Annotated in this window: 23 protein-coding genes; 11 read left to right on the top strand and 12 right to left on the bottom strand. The window is 71.5% G+C overall.

Features of this window, described 5'->3' with window-relative positions; all coding sequences use genetic code 11:
• The first annotated feature begins 17 nt into the window (after positions 1-17).
• Positions 18-1,214, top strand: a complete 1,197-nt coding sequence (locus tag AB0I88_RS18510; RefSeq protein ID WP_361025374.1) for a hypothetical protein — start codon at positions 18-20, stop codon at positions 1,212-1,214.
• Here the strand turns inward: AB0I88_RS18510 and AB0I88_RS18505 are convergent.
• Positions 1,197-1,811 carry a class I SAM-dependent methyltransferase gene (locus AB0I88_RS18505; RefSeq protein WP_361025371.1) on the bottom strand — a complete coding sequence of 205 codons (615 nt, stop codon included), beginning with the start codon at positions 1,809-1,811 and terminating at the stop codon, positions 1,197-1,199. The two genes, AB0I88_RS18510 and AB0I88_RS18505, sit on opposite strands and share 18 nt — an antisense overlap.
• Positions 1,812-1,831: 20 nt before the next feature.
• Positions 1,832-2,863 carry a hypothetical protein gene (locus tag AB0I88_RS18500; protein ID WP_361025368.1) on the bottom strand — a complete coding sequence of 344 codons (1,032 nt, stop codon included), beginning with the start codon at positions 2,861-2,863 and terminating at the stop codon, positions 1,832-1,834.
• A 188-nt stretch (positions 2,864-3,051) separates the two neighbouring features.
• Between AB0I88_RS18500 and AB0I88_RS18495 the strand changes: the two genes are divergently transcribed.
• Positions 3,052-3,966, top strand: coding sequence for an AbfB domain-containing protein (locus AB0I88_RS18495; RefSeq protein WP_361025365.1), 915 nt, complete (start codon positions 3,052-3,054; stop codon positions 3,964-3,966).
• A gap of 276 nt (positions 3,967-4,242) precedes the next feature.
• Here the strand turns inward: AB0I88_RS18495 and AB0I88_RS18490 are convergent, their stop codons facing one another.
• The 4 genes from AB0I88_RS18490 to AB0I88_RS18475 all read right to left on the bottom strand — a co-directional run bounded on the left by AB0I88_RS18490 (position 4,243) and on the right by AB0I88_RS18475 (position 9,313).
• The gene (locus AB0I88_RS18490) at positions 4,243-6,234 is read right to left on the bottom strand and encodes a beta-galactosidase (protein ID WP_361025362.1); all 1,992 of its coding nucleotides are present in this window, start codon (positions 6,232-6,234) and stop codon (positions 4,243-4,245) included.
• Complete coding sequence (locus tag AB0I88_RS18485) at positions 6,231-7,568, bottom strand: sugar ABC transporter substrate-binding protein (RefSeq protein ID WP_361025359.1); 1,338 nt, start codon at positions 7,566-7,568, stop codon at positions 6,231-6,233. Before AB0I88_RS18485 ends, AB0I88_RS18490 begins: the two co-directional genes overlap by 4 nt.
• Before the next feature lie 14 nt (positions 7,569-7,582).
• Positions 7,583-8,383: a carbohydrate ABC transporter permease gene (locus tag AB0I88_RS18480; protein ID WP_361025582.1), complete on the bottom strand. Its 801-nt coding sequence runs from the start codon at positions 8,381-8,383 to the stop codon at positions 7,583-7,585.
• Between the two features lie 63 nt (positions 8,384-8,446).
• Positions 8,447-9,313 (bottom strand): sugar ABC transporter permease, encoded by an 867-nt coding sequence (locus AB0I88_RS18475; protein WP_361025356.1) that lies wholly within the window; start codon positions 9,311-9,313, stop codon positions 8,447-8,449.
• A gap of 99 nt (positions 9,314-9,412) precedes the next feature.
• On the opposite strand from AB0I88_RS18475, the gene AB0I88_RS18470 reads away from it, so the two are divergent.
• Together AB0I88_RS18470 and AB0I88_RS18465 are read left to right on the top strand one after the other, a co-directional pair.
• Positions 9,413-10,474, top strand: coding sequence for a LacI family DNA-binding transcriptional regulator (locus AB0I88_RS18470; RefSeq protein WP_361025353.1), 1,062 nt, complete (start codon positions 9,413-9,415; stop codon positions 10,472-10,474).
• Positions 10,475-10,544: 70 nt separating this feature from the next.
• A complete protein-coding gene (locus AB0I88_RS18465; protein WP_361025350.1) occupies positions 10,545-10,928 on the top strand; it encodes a sporulation protein in 384 nt (127 codons plus the stop codon).
• Here AB0I88_RS18465 and AB0I88_RS18460 read toward each other — a convergent pair.
• The 4 genes from AB0I88_RS18460 to AB0I88_RS18445 form a co-directional block, all read right to left on the bottom strand.
• On the bottom strand, positions 10,891-11,607 hold the full coding sequence (locus AB0I88_RS18460; protein ID WP_361025347.1) for a PilZ domain-containing protein: 717 nt from the start codon (positions 11,605-11,607) through the stop codon (positions 10,891-10,893). The two genes, AB0I88_RS18465 and AB0I88_RS18460, sit on opposite strands and share 38 nt — an antisense overlap.
• Positions 11,608-11,833: 226 nt before the next feature.
• Entirely contained in the window at positions 11,834-12,523 is a 690-nt protein-coding gene (locus AB0I88_RS18455) for a hypothetical protein (protein ID WP_361025344.1), read from the bottom strand.
• Positions 12,520-13,350, bottom strand: coding sequence for an ATP-binding cassette domain-containing protein (locus AB0I88_RS18450; RefSeq protein WP_361025341.1), 831 nt, complete (start codon positions 13,348-13,350; stop codon positions 12,520-12,522). Before AB0I88_RS18450 ends, AB0I88_RS18455 begins: the two co-directional genes overlap by 4 nt.
• Positions 13,351-13,500: 150 nt before the next feature.
• Entirely contained in the window at positions 13,501-13,827 is a 327-nt protein-coding gene (locus tag AB0I88_RS18445; protein WP_361025338.1) for a PadR family transcriptional regulator, read from the bottom strand.
• A 101-nt stretch (positions 13,828-13,928) separates the two neighbouring features.
• On the opposite strand from AB0I88_RS18445, the gene AB0I88_RS18440 reads away from it, so the two are divergent.
• Genes AB0I88_RS18440 through AB0I88_RS18430 form a run of 3 tightly spaced genes read left to right on the top strand, consistent with a single transcriptional unit; the run spans position 13,929 to position 16,299 of the window.
• The gene (locus AB0I88_RS18440; RefSeq protein WP_361025335.1) at positions 13,929-14,447 is read left to right on the top strand and encodes a SigE family RNA polymerase sigma factor; all 519 of its coding nucleotides are present in this window, start codon (positions 13,929-13,931) and stop codon (positions 14,445-14,447) included.
• The gene (locus AB0I88_RS18435) at positions 14,444-15,247 is read left to right on the top strand and encodes a hypothetical protein (RefSeq protein ID WP_361025332.1); all 804 of its coding nucleotides are present in this window, start codon (positions 14,444-14,446) and stop codon (positions 15,245-15,247) included. The genes AB0I88_RS18440 and AB0I88_RS18435 overlap by 4 nt, the downstream gene beginning before the upstream one ends.
• A complete protein-coding gene (locus AB0I88_RS18430; protein ID WP_361025329.1) occupies positions 15,244-16,299 on the top strand; it encodes an amidoligase family protein in 1,056 nt (351 codons plus the stop codon). Before AB0I88_RS18435 ends, AB0I88_RS18430 begins: the two co-directional genes overlap by 4 nt.
• Here the strand turns inward: AB0I88_RS18430 and AB0I88_RS18425 are convergent.
• On the bottom strand, positions 16,293-16,556 hold the full coding sequence (locus tag AB0I88_RS18425; protein ID WP_361025326.1) for a hypothetical protein: 264 nt from the start codon (positions 16,554-16,556) through the stop codon (positions 16,293-16,295). The genes AB0I88_RS18430 and AB0I88_RS18425 overlap by 7 nt on opposite strands.
• Positions 16,557-16,970: 414 nt before the next feature.
• Here AB0I88_RS18425 and AB0I88_RS18420 point away from each other — a divergent pair, with 414 nt between their 5' ends.
• From AB0I88_RS18420 to AB0I88_RS18405, 4 genes are read left to right on the top strand one after another with little or no spacing between them, the layout of a single operon-like run.
• The gene (locus AB0I88_RS18420; protein WP_361025323.1) at positions 16,971-17,696 is read left to right on the top strand and encodes a PIG-L deacetylase family protein; all 726 of its coding nucleotides are present in this window, start codon (positions 16,971-16,973) and stop codon (positions 17,694-17,696) included.
• Positions 17,696-18,382, top strand: a complete 687-nt coding sequence (locus AB0I88_RS18415; protein ID WP_361025320.1) for a 4-carboxy-4-hydroxy-2-oxoadipate aldolase/oxaloacetate decarboxylase — start codon at positions 17,696-17,698, stop codon at positions 18,380-18,382. The genes AB0I88_RS18420 and AB0I88_RS18415 overlap by 1 nt, the downstream gene beginning before the upstream one ends.
• A 47-nt stretch (positions 18,383-18,429) precedes the next feature.
• Complete coding sequence (locus AB0I88_RS18410) at positions 18,430-19,482, top strand: 4-oxalomesaconate tautomerase (protein WP_361025317.1); 1,053 nt, start codon at positions 18,430-18,432, stop codon at positions 19,480-19,482.
• On the top strand, positions 19,475-20,440 hold the full coding sequence (locus AB0I88_RS18405; protein ID WP_361025315.1) for a VOC family protein: 966 nt from the start codon (positions 19,475-19,477) through the stop codon (positions 20,438-20,440). Before AB0I88_RS18410 ends, AB0I88_RS18405 begins: the two co-directional genes overlap by 8 nt.
• A 2-nt stretch (positions 20,441-20,442) precedes the next feature.
• On the opposite strand, the gene AB0I88_RS18400 is transcribed toward AB0I88_RS18405, so the two are convergent.
• Positions 20,443-21,150: a GntR family transcriptional regulator gene (locus tag AB0I88_RS18400; RefSeq protein WP_361025312.1), complete on the bottom strand. Its 708-nt coding sequence runs from the start codon at positions 21,148-21,150 to the stop codon at positions 20,443-20,445.
• Between the last annotated feature and the right edge of the window lie 99 nt (positions 21,151-21,249).

Raw genomic sequence — 21,249 nt, 5'->3', positions numbered from 1 at the left:
GGCGGTGTCTCCATGACATGACGACCCGCCGCAACGTGTTGATGCTCGCCGGCTCGGCCCTCGTACTGGCCGGATGCCGGGAGTCCGCTCCCGCCGTCACCGGCACCTCCGCACCGGACGTGCTGCTCGCCGACTCCGGCCGCGGGCTGCTGCGCCTGGGCCCGTTCGGCGAGCAGGTGCTCGGTACGGCCGCCGCCGGGTTCGACGGGGCCCACCTGTTCCGCGCCCACGACGGCGGCCTGGAGCGGATCCGCCCGGAGACCGGGCTGAGCGTTCTGCGCACCCCGCTGAAGGACGGGTGGCTGCCCCGGGTCGTCGCCACCGACGGCCGGGCGTGCGCGCTGAGCCGGTCGGGGGCCTCCGACCGTCCCGCCGCGCGCCCCCGGACCCCGCTGCTGATCGCCGGCCCCGACGGCGAGCGCGAGTACGACCTGCCCGGGGTGATCGAGCCGGACGCGTTCACCGCCGACGGGACCGGGCTGTTCGTGCTGGACTGGCTGCCGGCCACCGCACCGGACCACTACCGGGTGCGGCTGCTCGACCTCGCCACCGGGGAGATCCGGCCGCTGTCCACCCGGGACAAGCGGGCGGTGCCGCCCGGCGCCGAGGAGCAGATGCGCGGCGACGGACGGCAGGCGGTGCTGTCCGCCGACCGGAAGATGCTGTTCACGCTCTACACCCATCAGCCCGGCCACCGGCACACCCGGGATCTGCTGTCCGGGCGGCCGGGCGGCGCGCACGCCTTCGTGCACGTGCTGCACCTGGTCGACGGGTGGGCGTACTGCCTGGATCTGCCGCACCCGTTCGGTGAGGGGCCGGTGGCCGGGCACGCGCTGGCCGCCGACGCCCGGAATCTGTTCGTCGCCGACGTGAACTCCGGGAAGCTCGCCTACGCGAGCCCGGCGACGCTGACGATCGACCGGGTGGTGGACGTGCCCGTCACCAGAGACGTTCCGGCCGCCCTGGCCCTGAGCACCGACGACCGGGTGCTGCTCGGCGCGGGCCGGACCGTCACCGCCGTGAACCGGGTCTCCGGTGCGGCGGCCGACGGGTGGGCGGTCCCCGGCCCGGTACGCGGGCTGGCGCTGAGCCGGGACGGCAGCCGTCTCCATGTGGGCGGGCCCGCCGGGGTGACCTGGCTGGACGCGCGAACCGGCGTCCCGCTCGGACGGACCGCGGTGGCGGGCCTCACCGCGTTACGCCACGTCGTCTGAGCGGCGCAGCACGTCCAGCAGGAACCACTCGTCCTCGTGGTGCACGACCGGGGTGAGGCCGGGGGTGGCGAGCAGCGCGGCGTGCGCGTTGAAGCCGTCGTAGCTGCCGCCGTTCTCCCGGTCCCGGAAGTGCACCGACACCAGGTCACCGCCCGGCTCCAGACGGGGGACCAGGTCGTCGAGCAGCGTCTTCAGGTCCGGGGCGGACAGGTAGTAGAGCAGGTCGCCGATGACGACCAGGTCGAAGACGCCGTCCGGCGGCTCGGCCGGCAGCTCGGCCCGTTCGGCCCGTACGTTCGCCAGGCCGGCGGTGTTGCGCCGGAGCAGGTCGACCGCCTCGGGGACGCTGTCCACGGCGAGGACCTCGTCGCAGCGGCCGGCCAGCATCCGGGTGAGCGTGCCGACCGAGGCGCCCGGCTCGTAACAGCGGCGGTACCGCTCGCGAGGCAGGCTGGCCATGGTGACGGCGAACTTGCGCCGGTCGTGCCACTTGCTGGCGATGTCCCACGGGTCGTCCTTCGCCAGGTAGAGCCCGGTGAAGTAGTCCAGGGAGACGGTGGTCTCGGGTGGCGCCGCGTCGCCCTCTGCTCGTGTCACCCGAGAATTCTGCCCCGGGGTCAGTCCGCCTCGACGGTCAGGGTGCCGACCCCCTCGGCCGCGACCAGGTCGATCCCACCGTCCCCGTCACCGACGGTGAACACCGACCGCTTGTCGACGCCACGGTTCCGGTCGCCGTACAGCTCCACCTCGCCGGCGCCGCGCTGGAGCACCGCCCGGACCCGGGTCCGGCCGTCGGTGGTGATCCGCCAGTCCCGGATGCCGCCGCCCATCGAGATGGGCACGACCGAGTCCTGCCGGGGCAGCGCGAGCGCCACCCGGCGGGCGCCGCCGAGCAGGTCCACCCGGCCGACCCGGCCGCCGGTCAGGTCGAACTCGCCGGACCGGACGCCGCCGCGCATCAGCACCGACCAGACCACCTCGGGGCTGAGCACCACGTCCAGCCGGGCCGGGCCGTCGCGGCCGGTCTCGGCGACGAACACCCGTACCGACGTGCCCTCGACCAGGGTCCGCGCCGTGATCCCGCTGTCCCGCGGCGTCGACACCGCGAACCAGCCCGCGCCGGGGTCGCCGATCCGTACGCCGACCTCGGTGGTGCCGTCGACCAGTTCGAAGGTGGCGGTGGGCGGGGCGAGCACGGGCGGGAGGCCGGTCTGTTCCACGCCGGCGGGCGGGGACGTCTCGATGGAGACCGGCGGGCCGGCCGGCGGGGTGGCAGGCGCGGCACCCGGCGGGGTGATGACGACCGGCGCCCGGGACGAGGTGCGGTCGGTGTCCGGGCCGAAGATCGTCCAGAACGCGGCGGCCATGACCAGGATGCCGGCGAGCAGGGGCACCACCGGCCGCCACAGCGGGCGGGGCGGCGGGCTGATGGTGGTCAGCTCCAGGGTGGGCCGGTGCGTGGACAGCGAATGCCACGCCGGTTCGGTGCGGGTGGCCTCGGCACCCTCGGCCTCGTAGTGGTCGGCGGCCGGCCCTGCCCGGTGCGGGGCGTCCGGCCAGAATTCCGATATGTCAGGTAGCTCGGTGTTCTCCGGGGCCTCGGCCGGCTTGCCCGGCTCCCCGGTCGCGGGCACGACGGGACTGTCCACGCTGCTCTCCTCGAAGCGCACGGATGGATCCGCCCGGGGATACGGATGTGAACGTCGCACGGATCAACTTGGGAGCGATCCCACGCTTTTTGGGACGGCGTTACCCCTTGCCTCCCGACACATTGACCGTGTAGATCCTTAACGGAACATTAAGTGGCAATGTGAGCGTTCTCCAGGAAGCGAATTTGATGCCGGAAGACGACACCCGCGACGGACTGCGGGTCGGCGGCTGGGTTCCGCCCTATTCACCCGGCGACGGAAGCGCCGGGCCGATCCGGCCGACCGTTCAACCCGCGCTCCCCAGCGGGTCCCATCCCCGTGACAATTTCCCCCGGCTCCGCGGCGCCGGGACGGCGCGACCACGCCTCGTCCTGGCCGCGGCGCTCTGCCTCGCCTGCGCGGCCACCGCCGCGGTCGCCGTCGCCCTGGACGCCGCCCGCGCACCGGAGCCGGTGGCCGCCGAGTTCTCCTTCCCGTCCGGCGCCCCGCAGACCTGGCCCGCGCTGCCACCGGGTCTCGGCGCGTCCCAGGTGCCGGTCAGCGTCCAGCCGTCCCCACCAGCGAGTTCGGCATCGGCGACGCCGTCGGCCGGGCACACCAGCGCGGCGCGCGCCACCACGGCGCCGACCCGTAGCGCCGGCGCGCGGCCGACCCGGACGGCCACCACGAACCCCGCGCCGGTGTCACTCTCCGTCGGCTCGACGGCCGGGCTGGCGGCCGCCGATCAGACCGCGCTGCGGGTCCGGCACCGCCACCACCGCGGCCGCCTGGACCGGATCGCCGACGGCGAGGGGGCCGACGCGAACTTCTGGATCCGATCCGGGCTCGCGAACCACGGCTGCGTCTCGTTCGAATCTGTTAACTTTCCCGGATATTATTTGCGGCACCGCAACTTCCAAATCCTGCTCGAACGCATCGACAACAGTGAGCTTTTCCGTCAGGACGCCACTTTCTGTCCACTCACGATTCGTTCCGGCGCCGCACTGGTGTTGCGGTCGAACAATTACCCGTCACACTATGTCGTGGCCGACGACCAGTGGTTGCGGATCGCCGAGACCTCCGCGGAACGGGCCACCGCGTTCGTGCCGCGGGCGGCGCTCTGACCGCTTTCCGGCCGGCCCATCCGGCCGGGAAGCGGTCAGACCGAACAGTGTGTGGGTTTCGGGTGCGCTCCGCGCCCGAAACCCACACACCGACACGCCCCGCAGCACCGACCAAACGTGGGGAGTACGGGCGCGCACCGCACCCAAACCCCACACACCACAGCACCAACCAAACGTGTGAAGTACGGGCGCGCACCGCACCCAAACCCCACACACCGCAGCAACGGCCAAGCGTGTGGGTTTCGGGCGCGGAGCGCACCCGAAACCCACACGGGTTCAGGGGTGGAAGACTGCTACTCCTCGCGGCTCCAGCATGTCGGGGGCGCCGGGGAGGGCCCGCAGGTCCACCGGCTCGGCGGTCCGGTTGATCAGGAACCAGTGGTCGCCGCGGATCGCCAGCTCCACCCGGCCGGCCAACTCGGCCGGCAGCTCGCCGGTCACCCCGGCCGGGCCCAGCAGCTGCGGCAACAGCACGGCGAGCCCGTCCGGGCCGAGGCGCGTGGAGACGTACGCCGCGGAGCCGTCACCCACCCGCCGCCGGGTGACGGCGGCCCGGTCCGCCTGCTCGCCGGTCTTGTACCGGGCCAGCACCTCGACGTCCGTGCCGGTCACGTCGACCCGGTCGGTCCACAGCGTCCCCGCCGTGCCGTTGTCCAGCGCCACGCTCTCGCCGTCGAGCAACGGCGCGAACTCCTCGATCCGGATGCCGAGCAGCTCCCGCAGCGCGCCCGGGTAGCCGCCCAGCCAGACGTGGTCGTGCTCGTCGACGATCCCGGAGAAGTACGTGGTGACCAGGTGCCCGCCGGACGCGACGTACCCGTTCAGCCGGTCCGCGAGGGCGGCCGGGACCACGTGCAGGATCGGGGCGACGAGCAGCCGGTACTCCTCCAGCGGCCCGCCGGTCGGCACCACGTCGGCACGGATGCCGGCGTCCAGCAGCGCGGTGTACCAGTCCAGCGCCTCCTGCCGGTAGCGCAGCCGGTCGGTGGGGTGCGAGTCCTGCTCGGACGCCCACCACGACTCCCAGTCGAAGACGATGCCGACCGCGGCGCGGCGACGGCGTGAGCCGGCGACGGGCGCCAGCTCGCGCAGCCGCTCCCCCAGCCGGGCCACCTCCCGGAACAGGTCGCTGTCGGTTCCCGCGTGCGGCAGCATCGCCGAGTGGTACTTCTCCGCTCCGGCCCGCGACTGCCGCCACTGGAAGAAGCAGACCGCGTCGGCGCCGTGGGCCACGTGGGTCAGCGAGTCGCGGGCCAGTTCGCCCGGCTTCTTCGCCACGTTGACCGGCTGCCAGTTGACCGCGCTGGCCGAGTGCTCCATCAGGAACCACGGCTCACCGCCGGCGAGGTTGCCGGTCAGGTTGGCCGAGAAGGACAGTTCGTCGCGGGCCTGCGGGCCGGGCAGCACGTAGTGGTCGTTGGACACGAAGTCCACCTCGGCCGCCCAGTCGGCGTAGTTCATCGGCTTCTGCTCGCCCATCACCATGAAGTTCGTGGTGATGGGTACGTCCGGGGTGATCCGGCGGAGCAGGTCGCGTTCGGCCCGCAGATGGTCCTTCAGCGCGTCCGAGGAGAACCGCTTGAAGTCGAGCTGCTGGGTCGGGTTCGGGTGCGAGGCGGCCAGGCGGGGCGGCAGGATCTCCGCGTAGTCGCCGTACCGCTGCGACCAGAAGGCGGTGCCCCAGGCGTGGTTGAGCGCTTCGATGCCGCCGTAGCGCCTCCGCAGCCAGACCCGGAAGGCGGCCGCCGCGTCGTCCGAGTAGTCGTAGACGTTGTGGCAGCCCAGCTCGTTGTTGACGTGCCAGGCGACCAGCGCCGGGTGCTCGGCGTACCGGGTGGCCAGCTTCTCCACCAGGCGCAGCGCGTGCTCGCGGAAGACCGGCGACGTGGGCCGCCAGTGCTGACGGGCGCCCGGCCACAGGATCTCACCGGTCCGGGTGACCGGCAGGATCTCCGGATGCTTGCGGGTCAGCCAGGGCGGCGGCGACGCGGTGGCGGTGGCCAGGTCGACCGTGATGCCGCCGGCGTGCAGCAGGTCCATCACCTCGTCCAGCCACGCGAAGTCGTACTCGCCCTCGCGGGGTTCCAGCCGCGCCCAGGAGAAGATCGCGAGACTGACGATGGTGACGCCGGCCGCGCGCATCGCGCGTACGTCGTCGTCCCAGACTTCGCGGGGCCACTGGTCGGGGTTGTAGTCGGCGCCGAATTCCAGACGCGCCGACCCGGCGCGGCGAAGCCAGCGCCGGGTCGTCTCGTTGCTCAGTGTCATTTAACTGTGAAGCCCTGTTCCTGGCCGTACTTGACCGAAGCGTCCTGCCAGGCTTTCAGCCCGTCCTGCAGGGTGCCCTGCCCGATGTACGCCTTGCCGACGGTGTCGCCGAAGATGCTGTTGGCGTACACCTGGAAAGGCAGGTAGGACCAGCCGGAGACGACCTGCCCGGCGGATTCGGCGAGAACCTCGTTGACCTTCTGGCCACCGAAGTACGGGAACTCCTTGTTCTTGAACTCCGGGGCGGCCAGGTGCTTGGTGGTGGCCGGGAAGGCCCCGTCGTCGATGCGGGTCTGCGCGCCCTCGTCGACGGCGGCGTACTTGAGGAACGCGTACGCGAGGGTCTTGCTGGCGCTCTTCTCCGGGATGGCCAGCGAGCTGCCGCCGTTCTCGGCGGTGGCCTTGCCGCCGGCCTCCCACTGCGGCATCGGGGCGACCCGCCACTTGCCCTTCGCCGCGGCCGCGCCCTTCTCCAGGTTGCTCGGCATCCAGGCGCCGGTGACCAGGGTGGCGATGGTGCCGTCGCCGAGGCCCTTGTACCACTCGTCGGTCCAGCCGACCACCGGCGAGAGCAGCTTGGCGTCGATCAGCTTCTGCCACTGGGTGGCGAACTTCGTGCTGCCCGGGTCGGCGAGGTTGACGCCGACCTCGGTGCCGTTGACCGTGTACGGCTTGCCGCCCGCCTGCCAGATGAGGCTGGTGGTGAACCCGGCGTCGCCGCTGTCACTGGTGATGTACGCCTTCGGGTCGGCCTTGTGCAGCTTCTCGGCTGCCGCCGCGTACTCCTCCCAGGTGGTCGGCACGGCGATCTGGTGCTTGTCGAACACCTCCTTGTTGTAGAAGAGCGCCATCGGGCCGGAGTCGATCGGGAAGCCGTAGATCTTGTCGCCGGTGTGCACCGCGTTCCAGGTGCCGGGGGTGAACGTGCCGTCCAGCGCGGCGGCCCCGTACGCGTTCAGGTCCGTCACCGACTTGGCGAGCGCGAACTGCGGCAGCGCGTAGTACTCGATCTGCGCCACGTCGGGGACCCCGGTGCCGGCCGTGATCGCGTTCTGCAGGGCGGTGTACTGGTCGTTGCCCGTACCCGCGTTGGTGAGGTTGATCTTGACTTTGGGGTATTTGGTCTGGAAGTCGGCGGCCACCTTGGTGAGCGTGGTGTCCCACGCCCACACGGTCAGGTTGCCCCCGGCCTCCAGAGCGGCGGCGATGTCCGCCTCGGGGACCGTGGTGGGGGCGGCGGCGTCCTCCGTCTCGTCGGAGCCGGAGCAGCCGGTGGCCAGCAGGGTTATCGACAGGGCGGCGCCCAGGAGCGCGCGCCGGCGGGTGATCGACATGACGCAATCCCTTCTCATTGCTTGACGCTCCCCGCGGCCAGACCCGACTGCCAGTAACGCTGCAGCAGCAGGAAGGCCACGGTGAGGGGGACGATGGTGAGCAGAGAGCCGGTGATCACGAGGTTGAAGACGACGTCTCCGCCGACCGTGGTGGCCTGCTCGCTCCACTGGTAGAGCCCCAGGGTGAGCGGGTAGAGGTCGGCGTCCTTGAGCATGATCAACGGGAGGAAGAAGTTGTTCCAGGTGGCGACGATGTTGAACAGCAGCACCGTCACCAGGCCGGGCGCGAGCAGCGGCAGGCCCAGTTTGAAGAAGCTGCGGAACTCGCCGGCCCCGTCGACCCGGGCCGACTCGAGGATCTCGTTCGGCACCGCCTCGACCGCGTAGGTCCACATCAGGTAGAGGCCGAACGGTGACACCAGCGAGGGGATGATGATCGCCCACGGGGTGTCGGTGAGCCCCATCTTGGCGAACATCAGGAACGTCGGTACGGCCAGCGCGGTGGGTGGCACCGCGATGCCGCCGAGGACCACGGCGAACACCACGCGGCGGCCCAGGAAGTCGAACTTCGCCAGCCCGTAGCCGGCCAGCGCGGCCAGCAGGGTGGCGCCTCCGGCGCCGACCACCACGTACAGCACGGTGTTCAGCAGCCAGCGGCCGAAGATCCCGTCCTGGTACGTGAAGGTGTCCGCGATGTTCGCGAACAGCGCGAAGTCGCCGGAGAACCAGAGGCCGAACGTGCCGAGCAGGTCCTCCTGGGTCTTGGTGGCGCTGATCAGCAGCCAGACCAGCGGCAGCAGCGTGTAGAGCAGCATCAGGCCGGTGACGATCGTGAGGGTGACGCTGCGCCGGCGGGGGCGGCCCGGTGGGACGGTCACTCAGGCCACCCCCCGCAGCGTGCGGCGCTGGAAGAGGTACGCGACGACCATCGTCGTCACGCCCATCAGGATCGCGACCGTGGCCGAGTAGTTGACCTGCTGCCCGGCGAAGGACAGCTGGTAGGCGTAGATGTTCGGGGTGAAGTAGGTGGTGATCGAGTTGGGCGCCAGGGTGTCCAGGATCTGCGGCTCGTTGAACAGCTGGAAACTGCCGATGATCGAGAAGACGGTGGCGACCACGAGCGGCCCGCGCAGCGCCGGCAGCTTGATCGCCCGGATGATGCGGAGCTGGCCGGCGCCGTCGATCGCCGCCGCCTCGTACAGCGCGGTGTCCACGACGCGCAGCCCGGAATACAGGATCAGCATGTTGTAGCCGACGAATTCCCAGGTCACGATGTTGCCGATGCTGGCGAGGATGAGGTCCGGGGCGAGCGGGTCGGGCAGCGTCACCCCGAACAACTCGTTGATGTTGCCGACCAGGCCGAACCGGGTGCCGTAGAGGAAGCCCCACATGAGCGCGGCCACCACGGCGGGCACGGCGTACGGCAGGAAGATCGCGATCCGGAAGAAGCCCGCTCCGTAGAGCCGCCCGCTGTCGATGGCGAGCGCCATCAGCAACGCCAGGCCCAGCATGATCGGCACCTGCACCAGCAGGAACAGCCCGACCCGGGTGACCGCCTCCCAGAACTGCGGGTCGGAGAGTGCCTTGGTGTAGTTGTCCATGCCGACGAAGGTGGTGCCGCCGACCAGCCTGGTGCGGAACAGGCTGAGGTAGATCGAGTAGCCGATCGGCGCCAGGAAGACCAGCGCGAAGACGCTGAGGAACGGACCGGTGAACTGCCACCCGATCCATGAACGCCGGGTCAAACCTGCCCCCCTCCAAGGATGTTCACGTAAACATGTGCGTCATGTTTACGTAAACATGACTGCCGTATAGTGGCACGTGCCACAAATCACGGTCAAGGAGTGATCAAGATCGAACCACCCCGGCTGCGCGCCGCCACGGACGTCCCGGGCGGCCGGCGCAAACAACGTGTGTCGATGGCTGACGTGGCCCGCCTGGCCGGAGTCTCCTCACAGACCGTCTCGCGCGTCGCCAACGGCCTGCCCGGCGTCGTCGAGACCACCCGTGAGCAGGTGCTCGCCGCGATGAGCGAGCTCGGCTACCGCCCCAACAGCGCGGCCCGCTCGCTGCGCTACGGGCGGTTCAACACCATCGGGGTGATCCTGTTCGGCCTGTCCTCCACCGGCAACAGCCGCACCGTGGAGGCGATCGCCACCCACGCGGCCGCGGAGGGCTACGCGATAACCCTCATCCCGGTCGGCGTCCCCACCCAGGACAATGTTCTGGGAGCGTTCACAAGAATGGGCGAGCTGGCGGTCGACGGCGTCATCCTCATCATCGAGGTGCACCTGCTCGACGCGGCCGCCGTGACCCTGCCGCCCGGCGTGCACGTGGTCGTCGTCGACTCCGACGCCGGCGACCGCTACCCGGTCGTCGACACCGACCAGGCCGACGGCGCCCGCCAGGCCGTCCGGCACCTGCTCGGCCTGGGTCACCGGACCGTCTGGCACCTGGCCGGCCCGGCCGAGTCGTTCTCCGCCGAACGCCGGGCCTCCGCCTGGCGACACGTCCTGGAGGAGGCCGGGCGGCCCGTTCCTCCGCTGGAACGCGGCGACTGGTCCGCCGACTCCGGCTACCGCGCCGGCCTACGGCTGGCCGCCGACCCGGCCTGCACGGCCGTCTTCGCCGCCAACGACCAGATGGCCCTGGGCGTGCTGCGCGCCCTCCACGAACGGGGCCGCCGGGTGCCGGCCGACGTCAGCGTGGTCGGCTTCGACGACATCGCGGACGCCGGGTCGTACCTGCCGCCGCTGACCACCGTGCACCAGGACTTCGCCGAGGTGGGGCGGCGGTGCGTGGACGCCCTGCTGGGCCAGATCCACGCCGGCCCGTCCGGGCCGGGCACCGACCTGGTCCCCACCCGCCTGGTGGTCCGTGCCAGCACGGCGCCCCCGGGATTGTGATCCGGGACTGCGCGCGACGGCACTTCCGCGAGACCCTGGAGCAAGAATTCACGACACGGAGGAGAAGCGCATGCCATCGAAACTCAGCGCCGCCGAGATCCTGGAGCGGGCCCGTGCCGGCACCGAGACGGCCACGGCCGACCGGGTGTTCGGAGCACCGATCGAGCGTGACGGCGTCACCGTCGTGCCGGTCGCCGTGGTGAGCGGGGGCGGCGGCGGAGGTGGCGGCGCGGGCGGGCCCGCCGGCACCGACGACGACACCCAGCAGGGCGAGGGCTCCGGCGGCGGGTTCGGCTTCACCGCCCGCCCGGCCGGCGTCTACGTCATCCGGGGCGGCGACGCCCACTGGCGCCCCGCCCTCGACGTCAACAAGATCATCATCGGCGGCCAACTGGTCGCGGTCGTGGCCCTGCTGGTCACCCGGTCGATCCTGCGCCGCCGCCGTCGCCGGTGACGGCCCGCTGCTTGCGGCGGCGCTCACCGATCTCCCAGGCGAGGATGTACTGCCGGATCATCCGGGCCACGTCCTCCTTGGTGTCGAAGGTGAGGATCAGGTGCTCGCCGGGGTCCCCGTGCGGCGCCGGGCGAACCGTGTGGACGGCACCGCTCAGCCGGGCCTCGGCGGTGCCCAGCCACACCGTGGCATCCACCCGGTCGCCCGGGGCCAGCGAGGTGGCCTGGTCGATCCAGCAGCGCAGACCGCCCTCGCTGATGTCCAGCAGCACCCCCTCGGACGGCTGGCCGGCGACCTCGGCGTCGAGCCGGACCATCGCTCCGGCCCCGCCACGCACGAACTCGCGCCGGTTGTCGTGACGGGCGCCGCCCGCCGGCACCAGGATCCATCGCGGCGGCGAGTCGGTCACCGCGCTCAAACGGCAGGGCAGCACGATCCGGTCCCGCGGCGGCGCCCAGAAGATCTCGAACTCCCGGCCCGGATGGAAGACGGTCAGGCCGGTGGTCTCCAGCGGGGCGGTGACGCTGAGAGCGCCGCCGTCGATCGCCTGCAGTTTCGAGCGGAGATTCAGACCCTCGCCCAGGACGAGGAAAATCGTGGTACCGACCTCCGGCAACTCGATCGGCGGCGCGCCCTCCGCGCCGGGCACGGACATCGGACCAGCTACACCGTTGCTCATCAGCTACCTCGGAATGACACCGTTCTCGGCAGTTCGGACGATCTTCCTTTCGGCCGCCGTCGCCGGAATGTGACCCTCCAGCCCGACTTTGTTCGCCGGAGGAGCGGCTCGACCGCATCCGCCGCCCCGGCCCCGCTGGATTCGTTCCGGGAGCCGCTCGCCCGCATCCGCCGCACCGCTGGATTCGTTCCGGGAGCGGCTCGCCCGCATCCGCCGCCCCGCCCCGCTAGGTTCGTTCCGGGAGCGGCTCGGGATAGCGGGCCAGCCGCAGGCGACGGGCGAAGACGGCCAGGGTGAGGCCGGCACAGAGCAGCCAGACGACCGCCGCGTGGGCGAGACCGCGCCACAGCAGGTCGGTGCCGGCGCCGTCGACCGCGTAGGTGCCGATCTCCCGTGCCGACCAGAACGGCATGAACTTGGCGACCGTACCGGCCGGGTCGGCGAGCATCTGCACGGCACAGACCGAGAGCAGGGCCAGGGCGCCCTCCAGCTCGCGGGGCAGCAGCGCGCCGACCAGGCTTCCGAACGGCGCCGCGATCAGGGCGGTGATCGCCATCATCACGCCGATCGCCCAGAGACGGTCGATGTCCTGGTCGACGCCGACCAGCACCAGGTAACCGCCGGCCAGCAGCAGGCCGAAACCGCTCATCGCGATCAGGCGGCCACCGATGACGCCGGCCACCGAGGCGCCGGAGAGGCGCAGCCGGGGATCTACGCCGCGGGCCGCGTTCACCACGAACAGGGTGAGGGTGGAGACGGCCCAGGCGATGCCGAGGGTGAGCATCCGGGTGGACTGGCCGGTCAGATCCCGCCGGACCAGGTAGAACCAGAGAGGCAGGGAGATCACCAGCAGCAGCGCGGTGCGCCGCCGGCTCACCTCGCGGGCCGACAGCCCGGCCACCGTCAGCGCGGTCATCGGTCTCCTCCCGAGTGGGCGCCCAGGTCCAGGACGTGATCGACGTTCTGCAGCTCGTGCAGCAGGTGGGTGACCACGACCACGGCCCGGCCGGCGTCGCGCCACTCCCCCACCTGACGCCAGAAGTCCAGGTACGACCCCTGATCGAAACCCTGGTACGGCTCGTCGAGCAGCAGCAGGTCGGGACCGTGCAACTCGCCGAGGACCAGGTTCAGCTTCTGCCGGGTGCCACCGGACAGCTCCTGCGCCGGCTGTCCGGGCGCGGGGCGCCAGGCGAGGCGGGACGCCAGGTGCATGCCGGTCGACCGGGCCTTGCGTGGCGCCATGCCGGCGGCGGCCCCGAAGAGGGTGAAATGCTCCTCGGCCGTGAGCCAGCCCGCGGTGCCGCCGTCCTGCGGGACGAATCCCACCCGGCGGGTCCGGCGAACCTCCCCGCCGGTGGGACGGGTCAGGCCGGCACAGATGCGCAGCAGGGTGGACTTGCCGCAGCCGTTGGCGCCGACGATCGCGGCCACCTCGCCGCCGCGGACGGTGAGGTCGACGCCGGAGAAGACCGGCCGCCCGCGGTACCGCTTGCTCACCCCGGCCAGGCTGAGCAGCACCGGCCCCGGGACGGCCCGGAACGACCGGGCCGGCGCCTGCAGCTCGGCGACCAGATGGCGGGCGTACAGATGGGCCGGGCCGAAGAAACGGTCCGGGTCGGCGGCGTGCTCCCCGGCCTGGGCGGTGGTCTCCGCACCCAACTGCCGGGCCCGCTCCGGTCGCACGCCGAGCCGGATCAGCTCGGCCTCGAAACGATGTGGCCAGTCGCTCGCAAGCTCGCTCATGCCGTCCCCTCCGCTTCGCTCCGGCGCCGCCACGAGTACAAACCTGAGCCGACCGATTCGCTCGCAAGCTCGCTCATGCCGTCCCCTCCGCTTCGCTCCGGCGCCGCCATGAGATCAACCCTGAGCTGACCGATTCGCTCGCAAGCTCGCTCATGCCACGCGCTCCCCGATGAGGGAGTCGACGCCGTCGCGGAAGCCGCGCCACTCCTCGGCCTGGGCGGTCAGCGCGGCCACGCCGGCCGGGGTGATCGCGTAGTACTTCCGGCGCGGCCCCGAGCCGGACGGCGCCCAGCTCGGCTCGGCCAGTCCGTGCTGCTCCAGGCGCAGCAGCGCCGGGTAGAGGGTGCCGCCGGGGATGTCGGCGACACCGGCCGCGGCCAGCCGCTGGGCCAGCCCGTAGCCGTAGTCGGGCTGGTCGCGCAGCATCGCGAGCAGGCAGAGGTCGAGGAAACCGTGCAGCCACGGCCGGGGTGTCATGTAGGCAGGCTAGCTGCTTAGCAGACTGTCTATCTACTGGCCTCCGGAAAATAATCTCGGATTCGACTGCACAGATCCGGCCCGGGGTGCGTCGATGAGGTGTGACCTTCGAGCAGTTCGCGTTGGCCCGCCTGCCCAGTCTGCTGCGCTACGCGGTCGTCCTCACCGGCGACCGCGACCTGGCACAGGACGTCGTCCAGGAGGTGCTGGCCCGAGCCCAGACCCGATGGCGGCGCATCAGCGGCGCCGACTCCCCGGACGCGTATGTCCGGCGCATGGTGCTCAACGAGTACCTGTCCTGGCGGCGCAGCTGGGCGGTCCGGCACGTGCACGCGGCCGGCGAGCGGCTCATCGAGCTGGACGACGCGCGCGGCGGTGTGCGCGACCACGCGGACGGTGTGGTCGAGGCCGACGCGCTGTGGCACCGGCTCGCCGCGCTGGGCCGCAAGCAACGGGCCGTGCTGGTGCTGCGCTACTACGAGCAGCTGGACGACGACGCGATCGCCGACCTGCTCGGCTGCACGGCCGCCACGGTGCGCAGCCACGCGTCGAGGGCATTGAGGATCCTCCGGCTCGACCAGGAGTCGGACCTGCGAGTAGTTGCCAAGGAGAGGTCGTGACCGAGCACGGAGACCGGCTGCGGGAAGCCTTCATCACCCACGAGAACCAGACGCCGGATCCCGCCGCGGTCTACGCCCGCGTCGAAGAACTGGCCCGAAAGCACCGGTGGCGGCGCCGCGGTGTGCAGGCCGCGAGCGGAGTGGCGCTCAGCGCCGGCCTGATCGCGGGCGTCACCCAGATGTCGGCGTTCCTGCCGGCCGAGCCGGGCACGTCCGGCCCGGTCATCCAGGTCGCCGCACCCAATCCCACCCCGTCGTACACCGACGATCAGGCGTTCGACGCGTACTTCGAGGCCGGATTCGGTTACACCAACGCTCTGGAGCTGGCCAAGCTCTGGAACATGACCGAGACCCAGGCGGGCGACATCAAACTGCTCGCCGGGCGGAGACTGCTGGCCGGGGAGACCCTGCCGGTCCAGCCGAAGCCGAACACCGAGGGCGTCCCCGGGCAGACCGAGGAAGGCCGCAACTCGGAGGCCTTCTTCAACGGGGGCTACGACTGGGACGACGCCGTCAAGCTTGCCAAGCTGTGGAAGCTCGACGACCCGTACCAGGCCAAGATCGAGGGCGGGAAACGGCTGCTGGCCGGGGAGACCCTGCCGATCAAACCGGATCCGAAGCAGCTCGAGGAGGCTCGCAAGGCCAAGTTCGCCACCATCTTCTGGGAAGCCGGCTACGACGGTGCGGACGCCGCCAAGCTGGCCAAGCTCTGGAAGATGGACAGCGACGACACGTACGCCGTGAAGGTCGAGGCCGGCCGTCGCCTGGAGGCCGGCGAGACCCTGCCGATCAAGCCGTGATCCCTGAGCTGCGCCGGCGTATCGGCTTCGAGATCGAGCTGATGGCCCCACCCGGGGTCAGCCGGCGCACGCTCGCGCTGGACCTGGCCGGACGCTGCGGGGGCAGTGTCCGGCCGGTGTGGCACCACGACAGCGAGCCGTCCCTGGTCCCCGGCCTGGGACGGTTCCTGAACCTCACGCAGGGTTTCGAGGTGCGGCGGCGGGACGGTTCACCGCTGTGCACCCTGGTCGACGACATCACTCTCAAGCACGGCCTCGATCCCCGGGCCCCGGCGACCCCCGGCTGGTTCCGGGTGCTGACCGACGACGGCCGCCTGCTGCGCCTGCTGTCCGCCCGGTGCGATCCGGGGACCACGCTGCCCCGGGTGCTGGAGCCGGCAGCCGAGTTGTGGGGCACCACGATCGAACGGCACGGCGACGTCCACCGGCTCGACGACGCGGCCGGCGCCACGATCGCCCTGGCCTCCCCCGCCGGCGGTGAACGGGAACGCCCCTGCGAGATCGTCACCCCGCCGCTGACCGAGAATCATCACGCGGAGCTGTCGTCCCTGCTCACCACGGCACGCGAGCTCGGTTTCACGGTGCCGCGCGAGGCGGCCGTGCACCTGCACGTGGACGGCGGGCCGTTCCGCTCACCGGCGGCGCTCGCCAATCTGATCCGGCTGTTCGCCCATTGGCGCGAGCCGCTGCGCACACTGCTGGCCACCAATCCGGCCTGCCGCCGTCTGGCCCCGCTGCCGGAGACTCTGGTCCGAGCGGTCGCCGGCAGTCCGACGACCAGCGAGTTACGCGAAGCCGCCAAAGCTGGACATATTACGAAGTTTTTCGATATAAACCTGACGCAGGTCCTGACCGACGATCCACCGCTGCGCGACACCGTGGAGATCCGCATCCTCCCGGGCTCCATCGACGCGAGCGAGATCGTCCACCGGGCCGCACTGGTCGAGCTCCTGCTCGACCGCTGCCTCGACCCCACGCCCATCCCCGCGGGCCCGCCCTCCCCCGACGCCCTCCTGGAGATGGCCGCGTCAAGCTTGATTCAAGATCAATAACCCCTTCCCCGGTACGACAGAACCGCGATCACCGCGCCACTGACGAACCATGCCGCGACCGCCGGGCTTGAGCGGCCGGTCCAGCCACAACCCCACCGGAGTGCCCAGATCGCGCCGGGCGCCAGCGACGGCAGCGAGTCGCGCAGCGCGTCCACCGCGTCGGCGGCGCTGTTGACGCTGAGCACGATCGACGCCCCGGCACACGCCTGGGCGTCGCTTCCGGCCGGCCGCACCCCGGCGGGCGCCTTCGCCCGCAAGGTGCGGCTGCCCGTGCCGGCGCCTTCGGGTCGTGGCCGCGCACGGCGGCGCCGGCCTCGGCCGGATCGGCGCCGGCTTCGGCCGGATCGGCGGCGGCTTCGGCCGGATCGGCGGCGGCTTCGGCCGGATCGGCGGCGGTGAGGCTGCCGGCCTCACCGAGGCCGAGGACGGCGATGACGGCCTCGGTCACGGCGAAACCTCCGGGCACACCATGGGCCGGCTGCGCACTCGCGGGCCTCCTCGTTGCCGCGGGAACCGAAGTCCGACCGTGAGTGTTCCCACCCGGCGACAGAATTGTCAACAATTGTTCGGGCGCGGTGGTTCCCCTACGGTGGGCCGTGCGGCCGCGCTCTCGGGACATCGCCGTCCCGGGGATCGTTGACAATGCTGTTGGCAATCGAATGGGAGTCGCGATGACCGATTCGACCCTGGTGCTCACCGCCCACCCCGGCGACTTCGTCTGGCGTGCCGGCGGCGCCATCGCTCTGGCGGCGTCCCGCGGTCAGCGCGTGGTGATCGGCTGCATGAGCTTCGGCGAGCGCGGCGAGTCGGCCTCGCTCTGGCGCAAGGGTTACACCCTCCAACAGGTCAAGGACCACCGCAAGGCCGAGGCCGGGCAGGCCGCCGGGGTGCTGGGCGCGGAGATCCGGTTCTTCGACGCCGGCGACTACCCGCTGGTGGAGACGCCGGAGCTGCTCCAGGCGCTGATCGACCTGTACCGGGAGGTGCGGCCGTCGGTGGTGCTGACCCACGCGGCGGCCGATCCGTACAACTTCGACCACGCGTTCGCGCACGGCGCCGCCCTCAAGGCACGGGTGCTCGCACAGGCGCCGGGCGTGGAGGGGCCGGGCGAGGTCATCGGGGCGCCGCCGGTGTTCGGCTTCGAGCCGCACCAGCCGGAACAGTGCGGTTTCGTCCCGAACGTGCTGCTCGACATCACGCCGGTGTGGGAGACCAAGCGGGAGGCCATGCGGATCCTGGCGGCGCAGCGGCATCTGCACACCTACTACACCGAGCTGGGCAGCCGGCGCGGCCTGCAGGCGTCACGGAACTCCGGGCCGAACCTGGGGCTGCCGAACCAGACGTACGCCGAGGCGTACATGCGGCTCTACCCGCAGGTCACCCAGGAGCTGAACTGATGGCCCGGCATGTCGTCGTGCGTACCGTCAGAAGGGTCTCCGAAGAGGTTCTCAGGGGTTTGGCGGAGGCCGGCGCGTCCACGGCGCACGAGGCGGACGGCCGGCGCGGTGCGGTGTCCCCCGAGATCAGGCCGATCCAGGCGGGGGCGCGGATCGCCGGCAGCGCGGTGACCGTCTCCTGCCACCCGGGCGACAACCTGATGATCCACGCGGCCGTGGAGCAGGTCCGGCCCGGTGACGTCGTCGTCGTCACGACCACCTCGCCGTCGGCCGACGGAATGCTGGGCGACCTGCTCGCCACCTCGCTGCGGGCCCGGGGTGCGGTCGGCGTGGTCCTGGACGCCGGGGTACGCGACGTGGCCGAACTGCGGGAGACGGGTTTCCCGGTGTGGTCGCGGGCGGTCAGCACGCAGGGCACGGTGAAGGCGAGCCCGGGGTCGGTGAACGTGCCGGTCGTGCTCGGCGGTCAGGTCGTCGATCCTGGTGACGCGATCGTCGCCGATGACGACGGTGTCGTGGTGATCCCGTACGAGCGGGCGGCCACGGTGCTGGAGGCGGCCCGTGCCCGTACCGCGAACGAGGACGCCAAGCGTGCCCGGCTCGCCGCGGGTGAGCTGGGACTGGACATGTACCACCTGCGCCCGCTGCTGGCGGAGCTGGGCGTCGTCTACGTGGACGAGCCGTGAGCGGGGGGACAGCGATGATCTCCACGCGGCACCGCGGAGGTGGCGACATGAGCGTCCCGGTCGTGATCATGCGCGGGGGGACGTCGAAGGGCGCGTACTTCCTGCGCGAGGATCTGCCCGCGGACGAGACCGAGCGGGACGCGCTGCTGCTGTCGGTGATGGGGTCACCGGATCCGCGGCAGATCGACGGCATCGGCGGCGGGCACCCGCTGACCAGCAAGGTGGCCGTGGTGAGCGCCTCGGACCACCCGGAGGCCGACGTCGACTACCTGTTCCTGCAGGTGCGGGTGGATCAGCCGCGGGTGAGCGCGGAGCAGCCGTGCGGCAACATCCTGGCGGGTGTCGGCCCGTTCGCCGTCGAGCGCGCCCTGGTTCCCGTCTCCGGCGACATCACCCCGGTACGCGTCCGCATGCTCAACACCGGCGCCCTGGCCGTCGTCTCGGTGCCCACCCCGGGCGGCCGGGTGGTGTACGCCGGGGACACCGCGCTCAGCGGCGTGCCCGGCACGGCCGCCCGCCTGGAGGTGGAGTTCCGGGACACGGCCGGTTCGGTCGCCCCCGGCCTGCTCCCGACCGGCCGGGTGCTGGACGACCTGGACGGCGTCCCGGCCACCCTGATCGACAACGGCATGCCGGTGGTCCTGATGACGGCGGCGTCGCTGGGCGTCACCGGCGCCGAGACTCCCGCCGAACTGGAGGCGGACGGCCGTCTGCGCCGCCGGGTGGAACGGTTGCGCCTGCTGGCCGGCGAGCTGATGGGTCTCGGTGACGTGAGCGCGGCGACCGTACCGAAGATGTGCCTGATCTCGCCGCCCACCGCGGGTGGCACGCTGAGCACGCGGATGTTCATCCCGCATCGCGTGCACGCCTCGATCGGGGTGCTCGCCGCCGTCACGGTCGGCACGGCGGTGGCGATGCCCGGCAGCGTGGCGCACACCGAGGTGTCCGGAACCATCCGGCTGGAGCATCCGGCCGGGTTCTCCGACGTGGTCGTCGACGCCGATGCAGGGCGTTCCGCCGTCGTCAGCACCGCCCGCCTGCTCCTGGAGGGGCGGGTTCATCCCCGTCGCAACACGGAAGGAGCCATCGTCCATGGTTGAGAAGATCCGCGACATCGCCCACGTCTCCGCGGTGGAGCTGCTGACCCCGGTCCTCGACGACACGATCGGGTTCTTCACCGCCACGATGGCGATGGAGGTCGTCGAGCGGCGCGGGGACAGCGCCTATCTGCACGCCTGGGACGACTACGAGAGCTTCACGGTGAAGGTGACCGGGGCGGGCACGTCCGGCATCGGCCGGACGTGGCTGCGGGCCCACGGACCGGAGGCCCTCCAACGGCGGGTGGCGGCCGTCGAGGCGGCCGGGCTCGGCGCGGGCTGGAGCACGGACGAGCCCGGGTACGGGCCGGTCTACCACTTCACCGACCCGGACGGGCACCCGTTCGGGCTCTACTACGAGACCCGGCGGTACGTGGCCTCGGACGCCACCCGCCCGTCGCTGAAGAACCAGGCCGCGCGTTTTCCGGGCCGCGGCTCGAACGTGCGGCGCCTGGACCACGTCAACTTCCTGGCACGGGACGTGCCGCCGAACGAGGAGTTCCTGTCCACGGCGCTGACCGGCCGGGCCAGTGAGCAGATCGTGCTGGACGACGGCACCAAGGCGGCCGTCTGGTACACGTTCGGTGACAAGTCCTACGACGTGGTCTACACCCGGGACTGGACCGGTTCGCGAGGGCGGCTGCACCACGTGGCGTTCGCGACCGACACCCGGGAGGACATTCTGCGTGCCGCGGACGTGTTCCTGGAGGCCGGCGTGCACATCGAGACCGGGCCGCACAAGCACGCCATCCAGCAGACGTTCTTCCTGTACGTCTGGGAGCCCGGCGGCAACCGGATCGAACTGTGCAACGCGGGCGCCCGGCTGCTGCTCGCGCCGGACCACGAGGTGATCACCTGGACCGAGGCGGAACGCGCGAAAGGCCAGGCCTGGGGCCTGAAGACGATCGAGACCTTCCACACCCACGGTACGCCGCCGGTCGCCGAGGCGCAGTGGGCGTAACCCTAGCCGTGCGCTCCGGGGGTGTCCTCCAGCGAGCGGAGCACGTCGATGACGCTCGCGATGTGCTCGCGCATGGCCGTCTCGGCGGCCGCCGGGTCGCGGTCGCGGATGGCCGTGATGATGCGCTCGTGCTGGGGCAGCGACACCTGCGGCCGACCGGGCAGCAGCGACAGCATGAACTGGTGCCGGGCCAGCTGGGCGCGCAGGGTGCCGATCAGCCGGTCGGCGGTGGCGTGGCCGGCGATCTTCCGGATCAGGCCGTGCAGGCGCTGGTTGAGGTCGCTGTACCGGCGGAACTCGCCGGCCTCCACGGCGCGGCGCATGAGCAGCCCGATCTCGTCGAGCTCGCCGGCCTCGGCCGCGGTGACGCGTTCCGCCGCCTGTGCCGCGACCAGGCCCTCCAGGACCATCCGGACCTGGGTGATCTCGATCGTCTCGGCCAGGGAGATCTTCCGGACCTGGGCGCCACGGTTGCGCTGGATCTCGACCAGTCCCTCACCGGCGAGGTCCTGCAGGGCCAGCCGGATGTTGAACCGGCTCACCCCGAACCGTTCGATCAGCTGCGCCTCCACCAGGCGTTCGCCGGGCATGTACTCCCCGGCCAGGATCGCGGTGCGCAGCTGGTCCCGGGCGGTCGCCTTGTCCTTCCCGTCAGCCGTGCCACGTGGCCGTGACCGGCGTACACCGGTGAGGTTCTTCTCCGCAGACATTCCGATCCCGTCGCCCAGTGCCGATGGACAGCAGATCTGAGGGCTGTTCGCAGCGACAGCCGGTTCAGTGCCGGTACGATACCGCGCCCGCTCGATCAC

Origin of the sequence: Actinoplanes sp. NPDC049802 (assembly GCF_040656595.1) — a bacterium.
Taxonomy (GTDB): Bacteria; Actinomycetota; Actinomycetes; order Mycobacteriales; family Micromonosporaceae; genus Actinoplanes.
This window is presented reverse-complemented; position numbering and strand designations above follow the sequence as displayed.

Coding starts and splice junctions, on each gene's coding strand:
- AB0I88_RS18510 (WP_361025374.1), top strand. CDS start 18: ATGACGACCCGCCGCAACGTGTTGATGCTCGCCGGCTCGGCCCTCGTA.
- AB0I88_RS18495 (WP_361025365.1), top strand. CDS start 3,052: ATGCCGGAAGACGACACCCGCGACGGACTGCGGGTCGGCGGCTGGGTT.
- AB0I88_RS18490 (WP_361025362.1), bottom strand. CDS start 6,234: ATGACACTGAGCAACGAGACGACCCGGCGCTGGCTTCGCCGCGCCGGG.
- AB0I88_RS18485 (WP_361025359.1), bottom strand. CDS start 7,568: ATGTCGATCACCCGCCGGCGCGCGCTCCTGGGCGCCGCCCTGTCGATA.
- AB0I88_RS18480 (WP_361025582.1), bottom strand. CDS start 8,383: ATGCTGCTCTACACGCTGCTGCCGCTGGTCTGGCTGCTGATCAGCGCC.
- AB0I88_RS18465 (WP_361025350.1), top strand. CDS start 10,545: ATGCCATCGAAACTCAGCGCCGCCGAGATCCTGGAGCGGGCCCGTGCC.
- AB0I88_RS18460 (WP_361025347.1), bottom strand. CDS start 11,607: ATGAGCAACGGTGTAGCTGGTCCGATGTCCGTGCCCGGCGCGGAGGGC.
- AB0I88_RS18455 (WP_361025344.1), bottom strand. CDS start 12,523: ATGACCGCGCTGACGGTGGCCGGGCTGTCGGCCCGCGAGGTGAGCCGG.
- AB0I88_RS18450 (WP_361025341.1), bottom strand. CDS start 13,350: ATGAGCGAGCTTGCGAGCGACTGGCCACATCGTTTCGAGGCCGAGCTG.
- AB0I88_RS18445 (WP_361025338.1), bottom strand. CDS start 13,827: ATGACACCCCGGCCGTGGCTGCACGGTTTCCTCGACCTCTGCCTGCTC.
- AB0I88_RS18420 (WP_361025323.1), top strand. CDS start 16,971: ATGACCGATTCGACCCTGGTGCTCACCGCCCACCCCGGCGACTTCGTC.
- AB0I88_RS18415 (WP_361025320.1), top strand. CDS start 17,696: ATGGCCCGGCATGTCGTCGTGCGTACCGTCAGAAGGGTCTCCGAAGAG.
- AB0I88_RS18410 (WP_361025317.1), top strand. CDS start 18,430: ATGAGCGTCCCGGTCGTGATCATGCGCGGGGGGACGTCGAAGGGCGCG.
- AB0I88_RS18405 (WP_361025315.1), top strand. CDS start 19,475: ATGGTTGAGAAGATCCGCGACATCGCCCACGTCTCCGCGGTGGAGCTG.
- AB0I88_RS18400 (WP_361025312.1), bottom strand. CDS start 21,150: ATGTCTGCGGAGAAGAACCTCACCGGTGTACGCCGGTCACGGCCACGT.